This is a genomic window from Vibrio sp. 99K-1, from assembly GCF_013114585.1.
Lineage (GTDB): Bacteria > Pseudomonadota > Gammaproteobacteria > Enterobacterales > Vibrionaceae > Vibrio > Vibrio chagasii_B.
In genome coordinates this window covers 26,305-36,801 of the sequence record NZ_VTXF01000042.1, presented here as the reverse complement: position 1 = coordinate 36,801, position 10,497 = coordinate 26,305, and the positions used below count along the sequence as shown (strand labels likewise).

At 45.4% G+C, this 10,497-nt stretch carries 10 protein-coding genes; 2 read left to right on the top strand and 8 right to left on the bottom strand.

The features are described 5' to 3' along the window. Positions 1 to 408: 408 nt before the first annotated feature. From fre to trxA, 6 genes are all read right to left on the bottom strand, one after another. The gene (gene fre / locus F0228_RS23755; RefSeq protein ID WP_004741188.1) at positions 409 to 1,122 is read right to left on the bottom strand and encodes an NAD(P)H-flavin reductase; all 714 of its coding nucleotides are present in this window, start codon (positions 1,120 to 1,122) and stop codon (positions 409 to 411) included. Between the two features lie 20 nt (positions 1,123 to 1,142). Then, positions 1,143 to 1,412 carry a 2Fe-2S iron-sulfur cluster-binding protein gene (locus F0228_RS23750; RefSeq protein ID WP_008224727.1) on the bottom strand — a complete coding sequence of 90 codons (270 nt, stop codon included), beginning with the start codon at positions 1,410 to 1,412 and terminating at the stop codon, positions 1,143 to 1,145. Beyond that, a complete protein-coding gene (ubiD, locus tag F0228_RS23745; protein WP_171731691.1) occupies positions 1,409 to 3,250 on the bottom strand; it encodes a 4-hydroxy-3-polyprenylbenzoate decarboxylase in 1,842 nt (613 codons plus the stop codon). The genes F0228_RS23750 and ubiD overlap by 4 nt, the downstream gene beginning before the upstream one ends. A 97-nt stretch (positions 3,251 to 3,347) precedes the next feature. Further along, positions 3,348 to 4,343: a hypothetical protein gene (locus tag F0228_RS23740; RefSeq protein ID WP_171731690.1), complete on the bottom strand. Its 996-nt coding sequence runs from the start codon at positions 4,341 to 4,343 to the stop codon at positions 3,348 to 3,350. Positions 4,344 to 4,453: 110 nt separating this feature from the next. Further along, a complete protein-coding gene (gene rho / locus F0228_RS23735; RefSeq protein WP_004741192.1) occupies positions 4,454 to 5,713 on the bottom strand; it encodes a transcription termination factor Rho in 1,260 nt (419 codons plus the stop codon). A 199-nt stretch (positions 5,714 to 5,912) separates the two neighbouring features. Beyond that, on the bottom strand, positions 5,913 to 6,239 hold the full coding sequence (trxA, locus tag F0228_RS23730) for a thioredoxin TrxA (protein WP_004741193.1): 327 nt from the start codon (positions 6,237 to 6,239) through the stop codon (positions 5,913 to 5,915). Positions 6,240 to 6,350: 111 nt separating this feature from the next. Between trxA and rhlB the strand changes: the two genes are divergently transcribed. Both rhlB and gppA read left to right on the top strand, forming a co-directional pair. Further along, a complete protein-coding gene (rhlB, locus tag F0228_RS23725) occupies positions 6,351 to 7,661 on the top strand; it encodes an ATP-dependent RNA helicase RhlB (RefSeq protein WP_061034318.1) in 1,311 nt (436 codons plus the stop codon). 6 nt (positions 7,662 to 7,667) lie between these two features. Further along, positions 7,668 to 9,164, top strand: a complete 1,497-nt coding sequence (gene gppA / locus F0228_RS23720) for a guanosine-5'-triphosphate,3'-diphosphate diphosphatase (RefSeq protein WP_171731689.1) — start codon at positions 7,668 to 7,670, stop codon at positions 9,162 to 9,164. A gap of 92 nt (positions 9,165 to 9,256) precedes the next feature. Here the strand turns inward: gppA and F0228_RS23715 are convergent, their stop codons facing one another. Together F0228_RS23715 and F0228_RS23710 are read right to left on the bottom strand one after the other, a co-directional pair. Then, positions 9,257 to 9,928: a 7-cyano-7-deazaguanine/7-aminomethyl-7-deazaguanine transporter gene (locus F0228_RS23715; protein ID WP_061034316.1), complete on the bottom strand. Its 672-nt coding sequence runs from the start codon at positions 9,926 to 9,928 to the stop codon at positions 9,257 to 9,259. 258 nt (positions 9,929 to 10,186) lie between these two features. Then, positions 10,187 to 10,486 (bottom strand): DUF3630 family protein, encoded by a 300-nt coding sequence (locus tag F0228_RS23710; RefSeq protein WP_171762899.1) that lies wholly within the window; start codon positions 10,484 to 10,486, stop codon positions 10,187 to 10,189. Positions 10,487 to 10,497: the final 11 nt, after the last annotated feature.

Here is a 10,497-nt window from a genome sequence, read left to right as displayed (position 1 = left end):
GGTCACTCAGTTCATTGAAATCAAGTTGAAACCGAAGTTTCATTTTTTGATATTCATCAACGAGTGCCCACACAGATTGATAGGTTTAAATTGTTAAAGAGCTTAACTTCTTGAGCGTTCTTTTTTAGTAAGGAGCCTCTCGAAGTGGACGGCCATTCTAGCGAATTAACATTCAGTGTCAAACACTTTTTGAAAATTAATTTTTTGTTGCTTTCCGTCTTACTGATTATTGCTGAAGCCTTATGGCGCCTGCCGTCTCAGTGGGGTCGCATTATAGGGAACCCTTTCAGCTTAGCAACTACTTTTTCATAAAAAATGAATAAATAGAGGTTAAGTGTCTAATAGTTCACCTAAATATAAAAAAGAGAGCATTTCTGCTCTCTTTTTGCACTAAATCTAAAGGAATTATTAGATAAACGCGTAAGCATCTGCGTACATATGGTCACGCTTTGCTTCTTTATTTTGTGTAAATAGGTCTCTTGCTGCGCCCGCCATTTCAAAGCGACCTGCAATATAGATATCAAAATCAGCCAGTGACTCGAAGCTTTGTGTAATTGCTTCAAGCACATTACCAGTTTGGCCATGCCAAACTTCCGGCGCCTCTTCTACTACAGGTACGAAATGTACATTGCTATGCTTTTCTGCAATATCGACAAGCTCTTCTTTCGCGTATAGCTGGCACTCGTCTTTTGCACCCCAGTAAAGGTGAATCTCTTTCTTGCTGTTTTGTGCAATGCAGTGATCCAGAATCGAACGTACGTAGCTAAAACCCGTACCACCAGCAATCAATAGTAGAGGGCGTTCACTCTCTTCTTTAATCCACGCATCACCGTGTGGCGCATCAATCGCGATATCACCATCTTCAGCCTGTGCCTTTTTCATTGCTTCAACCACTTCTAATGCATAAGCATTGTGTTCAGCTGCACCAATATGTAGTTCTAGTTCACCTTCATGGCGACAAGGGCTGCTCGCAATTGAAAATGGACGCTTATCTTTCTCACCCATTTCAACCATCAGGTACTGACCAGCTTTAAAGGCAACTGGTGTCTCTGGATGAAGCAGGATTTGGTAAGTGTTACAAGCCAAAGGCTCGATAGACTTAACTTTACATTTAATAGTCATGTTCTTCCTCTCACTAACCCTTAATCGGCAAAGGTTAGAACTAAATTACTTTCTGCAAATGCTTGGCAAGCGAAAATCCAACCCTGTTGCTGCTCTTTCTCTGTGAGCATGGGTTCAAGGTGGTAACTCACTTGCCCTTCTAATTTTTTGCACATGCACATAGCACATGCGCCAACTTGGCAACGGTTAGGGAAATAGATATCGCTGTTGAGCGCAGCATCCAAGACCGTTTGCCCTTTTTCTACGGTGAAACTGATGTTTTCTGGGTACAAGACTACTTGGTAGCTCATAAAATTCCTAGTTGTTCCCAGATGCTATCAATCTTTTTGACCAGCTCAGGATCTTTTGTGATTGGAACGCCCCACTCACGCAAACACTCACCTTCCCACTTATTGGTTGCATCGAGCCCCACTTTGGAGTGCCCAATTTCGTTCTGAAGGAATAAGGTATCTCTAGCTGGATCCATTCTGGTGGTTACCGCCCAGATGATGTCGTTCCAGTCGCTCACGTTAACATCACCATCACAGACGACAACGAACTTGTTCTCATCAAATTGAGACCAAACCGCTTCCATGATTTTCTTACCATTACCTGCAGCTTGTTTATCTATCGATACCACAACCATGCTGGCATTATCGTTCTGCAGGTGAATATCAATAATTTCAGGATGAACTTTGGTTAATTCAGCTAAACCACCTTCGATATGATCACTGTTTTCTGGAGTAGATTGCACATCAGGCGACAATGCTAACTCGGCATCCCACTTCTTAGTGATGTCTAAGCCCATCTTAGAACCTAACCCAACGACCGGTGATGCAAAGTCCAACGAATCAATTGGCGTGTTCTCTATCATCAAGGTATCACGTGACGGATCCATATGTTTGCACATCGCAGCCGTAACTTGTGACCAATCGCGAGCGTTAACATCCTCATCGCACACCAATACAAACTTGGTATACATGAATTGACGTAAGAAAGACCATACGCCCATCATCACTCGTTTAGCGTGACCTGGATATTGCTTCTTCATAGTCACCACAGCCATTCGATACGAACAACCTTCAGGTGGTAGATAGAAATCTTCTATCTCCGGGAATTGCTTTTGAAGAATAGGAACAAACACTTCATTCAATGCAACACCCAATACTGCAGGCTCATCTGGCGGGCGACCTGTGTATGTACTGTGGTAAATCGGGTTCTCACGCATGGTTACATGAGTAATGGTAAACACGTTGTGCTTTTCTTTCTCGTTGTAGTAACCAGTGTGATCGCCGTAAGGCCCTTCGTCAGCGAATTCATTCGGATCGATGTAACCTTCCATCACGATTTCAGCACTTGCTGGGACTTCTAGGTCATTACTGATCGATTTAACCACTTCAGTTTTGCTACCACGCAGCAGACCAGCAAACGCGTATTCCGATAAGGTATCTGGCACTGGCGTTACCGCGCCAAGAATCGTTGCAGGATCGGCGCCAAACGCAACAGATATTGGAAACGGCTTACCTGGGTTCTGTTCAGCCCAGTCACGTAGATCCAGCGCACCACCACGGTGAGCCAACCAACGCATGATAATTTTGTTCTTACCAATCTTTTGTTGACGGTAGATACCTAAGTTTTGGCGTTTCTTGTTCGGGCCGCGAGTAACCGTTAACCCCCAAGTAAGTAGTGGTGCGACATCATCAGCCCAACAGCTCATTACTGGGATTTTATCTAGGTCGACCTCGTCGCCTTGCCACACGACTTGTTGGCACGCTGCTTTACGAAGACGCTTAGCTGGCATGTTCAATACTTGTTTGAACACGGGTAACTTATCAATCGCGTCCTTAAAACCTTTCGGCGGCTCAGGCTCTTTTAAGTAAGCCAATAACTTGCCCACTTCGCGCAGTTCTTTAACTTCCTGACGGCCCATGCCTATCGCAACACGATTGGGAGTACCAAATAAATTGGTCAAAACAGGCATGTCATAACCTACCGGGTTCTCGAACAGAAGAGCCGGGCCACCAGCACGTAGAGTACGGTCGCTAATTTCGGTCATTTCATAGTCTGGGTCGACTGGGTGAGAAATGCGTTTCAACTGACCAATACTTTCAAGATGGTCGATAAAATCACGTAAATCTTTAAAACTCATAGAACTTCTACATGCTGATTATTCTGCGCTCAGTATATCAAAAAGGGGCATCGTGAGATCCCCCTTTTTAGTAAGGTTATTGAGAGGTAAAACCCAGTTACGGAAGCACTTGCTGTATCACTGAACTTTTGACTTGTGGGTTATCATTCACTAGGTCTTGTAGCCAGTTGGTGTGCCCTTGTTTTGCCAACTCACGAGCGACCAATGGCGCATCATCGGCGATCGCCATGCGAGAAACTAAAAAGTCTTTCACCTCTTCTGAAAGTGGGTTCACTCTCGTCAGCAAAGTAATCGCTTCTTCTTTTAATCTTGGGTTTTTCGTTGCAGCCATCACCTGCTCTAAGGCAAATGGGGATTTACTCTCAGCGAGACGAACCAGCTCAGCTTGGCTATGATAATCGGCTTTCATCTTCCAGAGGATTTGATAGACACCCGGGTCTTCGCTCACCTGTGCCAATCGAACCACTACTTCGGTAGAGGGTAACCAGCTGACTATCGGTGACTCCGTTAGCTGTTTCGCTAAGTAATTCACGGCCTCTGGCGATAAGCTATCCAATTCTCTTATGAGTAGCGCTTCTCGAGTTTGGACCTGATGCTCAGAGCCAGTTAGCCACTCTTTGAGGTTGAGGTTCTGTTTCTCTGCATCGAGCACAAACACCAATGTATTTTGATCAGCACGGAATTGTTTGATTAAGCGGTTTGCTATCGAAGGATAATTAAAGGCTGGCACCGTAAACTCATAGCCATCACCACGCTCTAATACCTGGTAGGTTGGCGTAATAGCGAGCTGTTGCTCCACAAAGATAGACATCTTCGGTGTGAGTACGATTTTTTGCTGTTCGAGCTTCTTCAAGAGTTGGTAACGAGCCACCTCTTGTTGGGGAAATGTCAGACGCTCAAGTGCAAAGCGCAGCGAATTCACTTCGTCACGCACGACAAACTCGAGCAATTCAGCAGTTTTCAGTTTTACTTGATCATTCTCAAGCCAAGACTCTACTGTATGTGGAGACATCTCGGTGGCATTAACGATGCCGACCGGTGAAAGTAACAGTGAAGTAGACAAGAGTAATGATGACAACAGTCCATGTTGCATTTTAACTTCCTTGTAACACTTTTGGTCATTCTGCAAGCTGCCGCTACAAAATGCAAATAAAAAGCGCTACCCGAGGGCAGCGCTTTCTAATAACTATCAGCTAATCAAGATTACTGACGACGCATAGCGTCAAAGAACTCATCGTTCGTTTTCGTCATTGCTAGCTTGTCGATAAGGAATTCCATTGCATCGATTTCGCCCATTGGGTGAACAATCTTACGCAGGATCCACATCTTCTGTAGTTCATCGTTCTTAGTAAGAAGCTCTTCACGGCGAGTACCAGAGCGGTTGAAATCAATCGCAGGGAATACACGCTTTTCAGCAATCTTACGGTTCAGGTGCAGTTCCATGTTACCTGTACCTTTGAATTCTTCGTAGATAACTTCATCCATCTTAGAACCAGTATCAACCAGTGCTGTAGCGATGATAGTTAAGCTACCGCCTTCTTCAACGTTACGAGCTGCACCGAAGAAACGCTTAGGACGGTGAAGTGCGTTTGCATCCACACCACCTGTTAGTACTTTACCTGATGAAGGTACTACCGTGTTGTATGCACGCGCTAGACGAGTGATTGAGTCCAGAAGGATAACCACGTCTTTCTTGTGTTCAACAAGACGCTTCGCTTTCTCGATAACCATTTCTGCTACTTGTACGTGGCGAGATGCTGGCTCATCGAATGTAGAAGCAACTACTTCACCTTTAACTAGGCGCTGCATTTCTGTTACTTCTTCCGGACGCTCATCGATAAGTAGAACCATTAGTTCACACTCAGGATGGTTGTGAGCGATGCTTTGCGCAATGTTTTGCAGAAGCATTGTCTTACCCGCTTTTGGCGGAGCAACAATCAAGCCACGCTGACCTTTACCAATTGGAGATGCAAGGTCAAGGATACGAGCCGTGATATCTTCTGTCGCACCATTACCACGTTCCATAACCATGCGTTCGTTAGCATGCAGAGGGGTAAGGTTTTCAAAAAGGATCTTGTTACGAGCGTTGTCTGGTTTGTCGTGGTTTACCGTGTTTACTTTCAGTAGAGCAAAGTAACGTTCACCATCTTTAGGTGGGCGAATCTTTCCGGCAATTGAGTCACCAGTACGTAGGTTGAAACGACGAATCTGACTTGGTGATACGTAGATATCATCAGGACCCGCTAAGTACGAGCTGTCTGCGCTACGAAGAAAACCAAAACCGTCTTGCAGAATTTCAAGAACACCGTCACCGAAGATGTCTTCACCACTTTTTGCATGTGCTTTAAGGATAGCGAAGATAATGTCCTGTTTTCTTAGACGAGCTAGGTTTTCAAGGCCTAGGCTTTCGCCAAGTTTAACAAGTTCAGACACAGGTCTGTTCTTCAGTTCTGTAAGATTCATTGTGGTGGATGCTTGTTTAGTCAAAATAAGATCTGTTTTCTAGTTAAGAGGGATTCGGTCACAGGATCGACCAAGAAGAGAAATTCGTTCAATTAACGTGCGATAAATTAGCACTAAAACTAAGACTAGTCCATAGCTTAGAAAAAACAAAACCGTGCATTTGTTAACTGCACGGTTTCTTTATCAAATGCTCACCTGATTATAGGTTAGCGTCTAGGAACTCTTTAAGTTGAGTTTTAGACAATGCACCAACTTTAGTCGCTGCTACGCCGCCATCTTTGAAAAGAAGAAGCGTTGGAATGCCGCGAATACCAAACTTTGGTGGTGTTCCAGCATTTTGGTCGATATTAAGTTTACCGATAGTGAGCTTGCCTTCGTACTCGTCTGCGATTTCATCAAGAATCGGCGCAATCATCTTACAAGGGCCACACCATTCTGCCCAAAAATCAACAAGAACAGGGCCTGCAGCGTTGATCACATCGTTCTCAAAACCGTCATCAGTTAGCTGCAAAATCTTATCACTCATCTTCCACTCCAATGTATTTTTTAGAACTGGTTGGATGATAACCAGTAAATAGATGCCCTATTGGAATGTATTTACTTTCGTATTGCAAGCTTAAGCTGATATTCTATAGCAATGAAAAAGACGCATATCACAGAGCAAAAGTTCGCCGACTTGGATTTACTTCCGCAAGTCATTGAAGGATTGGAGAAAAAAGGGTTCGATTATTGTACCCCTATCCAAGCCTTGGCGCTCCCGGTACTGCTCACCGGCCAAGACATTGCAGGCCAGGCCCAAACGGGTACTGGTAAAACGCTTGCGTTTCTTACTGCTACTTTTAACCACCTACTAAAAACACCTGAGCATGAAGGGCGCAAGCCTAACCAGCCACGTGCGATTATTATGGCACCTACTCGCGAACTCGCGATTCAGATCTACAACGATGCTGAATCCCTAGTCGCAAGCACTGGTATCAAAGCAGCATTGGCTTACGGTGGCGAAAGCTACGACAAGCAGCTAGGTAAGATCGAAGAAGGCGCAGATATCTTAATTGGTACCACTGGCCGTATTATCGATTTCTACAAGCAGAAGGTATTTAACCTTAACCACATTCAAGCAGTAGTACTGGATGAAGCAGACCGTATGTTCGATCTGGGCTTCATTAAAGACATCCGCTTCTTGTTCCGTCGTATGCCTGAGCCTAAAGATCGTTTGAACATGCTGTTCTCTGCGACTCTGTCTTACCGTGTACAAGAGTTGGCTTTCGAGCACATGCATAACCCAGAGCATGTTGTTGTTGAGCCAGAGCGTAAAACAGGCCACCGTATTAAAGAAGAGTTGTTCTACCCTTCTAACGAACACAAGATGGCACTGCTGCAGACACTAGTAGAAGAAGAGTGGCCAGAGCGCGCTATCATCTTCGCTAACACCAAGCACAAGTGTGAATCAGTTTGGGGCCATTTGGCTGCCGATGGTCACCGTGTTGGTCTGCTGACTGGTGATGTACCACAGAAGAAACGTGAAAAGATTCTTGAGCAATTCACTCAAGGTGATGTTGACCTACTGGTTGCAACCGACGTTGCTGCTCGTGGCCTACACATTCCTCAAGTAACGCACGTATTCAACTTCGATCTACCTGACGACTGTGAAGATTACGTTCACCGTATCGGCCGTACAGGTCGTGCTGGTGCAAGTGGTCACTCGATCAGCTTTGCTTGTGAAGATTACGCAATCAACTTGCCACCAATCGAAGAGTACATTGAGCACGCGATCCCAGTGTCTGACTACGACGCTTCTGCACTGCTAGAAGATCTACCAGCACCATTGCGCTTACGCACACGTAACCCGCAACAACGCCGCTCAAACAACAATGGCTCACGTAACGGTAACCGTAAACCAAACCAGAACCGTCGCCCACGCCAACCGCGTCACAACAAGGAAGCTTAGTCGCTTATGAGTCAAACAGTGTCACCCCCGCTTTACGCTGCAATCGACCTCGGGTCGAACAGTTTTCATATGCTCGTTGTGCGTCATATCGATGGCAGCGTACAAACCATGGCTAAGATTAAGCGCAAAGTGCGTTTAGCTGCAGGCTTAGATGAAAATAATGCGCTTAGTGCAGAAGCCATGCAGCGCGGTTGGGACTGTTTGAGTCTCTTTGCAGAGCGACTGCAAGATATTCCGAAAGAAAATATCCGCATTGTAGGTACAGCGACCCTACGTACTGCTATCAATGTGGATATCTTTCTAGAGAAAGCGAACCAGATTCTTGGTTACGACATCAATGTTATCTCTGGTGAAGAAGAAGCTGCGACTATTTATAAGGGCGTGGCACACACTTCAGGTGGCAGCGGCCGCCGACTGGTAGTCGATATTGGTGGCGCAAGTACCGAGATGATCATCGGTGAAGGCTTCTCGGCGAAAGCACTGACCAGCTTAAAAATGGGCTGTGTTACTTGGCTTGAACGCCACTTTAAAGATCGCCAATTAACCGCAACCAACTTTAACAACGCCATTGAAGCGGCAAAGTCGACGTTGGCTCCGATTCTAGATAGCTACACCGATATCGGATGGGATGTGTGTGTTGGCGCCAGTGGTACCGTTCAGGCACTGCAAGAAATCATGTTAGCGCAAGGCATGGATGAGGTTATTACTCATGCCAAACTTAAGCGCCTACAGAAACAAGCGATGATCACTGAGCGCTTGGAAGAGCTAGAAATAGAAGGGTTAACCCTTGAACGCGCACTAGTGTTCCCAAGTGGTCTTTCTATTCTTATTGCGATTTTTGAGCTGCTTGAAATCGATTCAATGACACTCGCAGGCGGCGCACTCCGTGAAGGCCTAGCCTACGAGATGGTTGATGAGCTGCGCCAAGACGATATCCGAGCTCGCACCATCAAGAGCGTTCAATCACGCTACCAGATGGACGTAAGCTACGGTGACCAAGTCGCAGCAGCAGCGCAGGCTCTGTTAGAGCAGGCAGGCGGCGAAACTTGGGTGTCAGAACCTCAAGCTGGTGTCCTACTGCAAACTGCAGCCAAACTTCATGAAATCGGTTTAACCATCGACTTCAAGAAAGGTGGTGAACACAGTGCTTACCTACTACAGAACCTAGATTTACCTGGTTTCACTCGCGCACAGAAACACTACCTAGGTGAATTAACGCGACGCTACCGTGAACAGCTAACATCACTGCCAGAGCAACACGCAGTATCAGGCACAAGCAGTAAACGTATCCTACGTATTCTGCGCCTAGCGATTCTATTAACGCATCGTCGTAATCCAGAGCTAGAGCCTGAGTTTACGCTAACGGCTGACGATAATAATCTGACTCTAACACTCTCTAAGCAATGGCTAGCCGACAACCCGCTGACCGCTGCAGAGCTAGAGATTGAATCGAATCGACAAACAGACATTGGCTGGCCACTTTCTATTGAATGCCTCGTATAATCATATCTGACACTAAAAGTAAAATAGCCCAAGTTAGTCTACTAACTTGGGCTATTTATTATCTTTGCACTAATGCCTTTCTAATCTGATCCTCACACATTAACACCTGTCGCTTTAAAGTCAGGGTTCACAGCGGTTAACTTCTTAACGATGTAGTTCAGAAGCACGCCGTACATAGGCACGAACAAGCCTAAGCTGATGATAAGTTTGAATCCGTAATCGACTAAGGCAATCTCAGTCCAATGCTCGGCCATGAATGGATCTGGGCTTTGGTAGAAAGCGATCGCAAAGAATGCGATGGTATCAATAGCATTACCAAAAAGCGTTGAACAGGTTGGCGCAATCCACCACTGCTTAAGCTGACGCAAGCGGTTGAAAACATGAACATCTAAGATTTGGCCAAGCAAATAAGCCATGAAGCTTGCGGCTGCGATACGGGCTACAAATAAGTTGAATTCACCCAGATGGCTAAAGCCTTGGAATTGCCCTTCAAAGAACACCACCGACAAGAAGTAGGAAACCGCCAGTGCAGGCAACATCACTAAGAAAATGATTTTACGAGCAAGCTGAGCGCCAAAAATGCGAACGGTCAGATCTGTTGCTAAGAAGATAAATGGGAAAGTGAAAGCGCCCCAAGTGGTGTGCATACCGAAGATGGTAAAAGGTAGCTGAACCAAGTAGTTGCTTGATGCAATGATCACTAAGTGGAACAAAACTAATAATGCTAGGGCTTTGCGCTGTTGCGCAGGGGTAAAGTTACTCATGCTGTACCTTTTTAGTTTGGTTTGGGGGTGAGGGAACCCAAATCGAGTCATTTCTCTATCGAAACAAAGAAAGCTCTTACCAATAATGTGAATGAAAAATGTATCTATCATTTGCTCTATCGAGCGGCGGGCGATTATACATTAATCAATTTTAGCTGCAACGGTGAGAACAAACGCAAACGTTTATTCTCACTTTTATTGCTAGAAGGTGTTTGAAGCTCAGTAGCGAGAAAATAGGTTTAAAGGCAATTTTAACAGTTAGAAGCCACGCTTGAACAAAGCGGCTAGATAATCGAACTCTTCACGGCTCGCTTCTGGACTAAGAGATTCAAACCACACAGATTCACTGTAGTGCTCTGATTTCAAGAACATCTGGCACCCTTCAAAATCCACCAGCCATGAGTGCATGTCAGCATCCCACTGCTTTTCAGCAACCGTAGCTGATAGCAAGTTCACTAGGTGTTCGCCAATTTCAGGGTAAGAGTCGAAGTCAAAGCTCGGTGTTGTCACCAATAAGCGCCCTTCTTCTGCTAAATACTCTCGTAAACCAAATTCCATTTATTACCTCT